The organism is Alkalicoccobacillus porphyridii, assembly GCF_007293315.1.
GTDB lineage: Bacteria > Bacillota > Bacilli > Bacillales > Bacillaceae_D > Alkalicoccobacillus > Alkalicoccobacillus porphyridii.
Genome location: NZ_VLXZ01000285.1, coordinates 1 through 259, shown reverse-complemented (window position 1 = coordinate 259; position 259 = coordinate 1). Strand labels below are relative to the sequence as shown.

1 protein-coding gene is annotated in these 259 nt (G+C 68.7%); it reads right to left on the bottom strand.

What is annotated here, in order from left to right; all coding sequences use genetic code 11:
- Positions 1-259 (bottom strand): AMP-binding protein (locus FN960_RS24335; RefSeq protein WP_143850835.1); only part of this gene is annotated, 259 nt, incomplete at both ends.

The following is a 259-nucleotide window of genomic DNA, read 5'->3' as shown; positions in this document are numbered from 1 at the left end:
CGATGGGCGCATAGGCCGCGCCGCACGCGGTTTTCGCGTCGGCTTTCCAGAGCAGCGGGGTGACCACGGTTTCGGTCGGGCCGTAGCCGTTGATCAGGTGCTGCGGTTTCAGCGCCTGGTGCGCCAGCTGGTAGGCCGCCTCGGGCACCGCGTCACCGCCGAAGCAGTAGATGCGCATGCTCGGTGCGTGACCATGAACGATGGCCTGCTCGGCCAGCTGTTGCAGGTAGGCCGGCGGGAAAGCGGCCACCGTCACGGC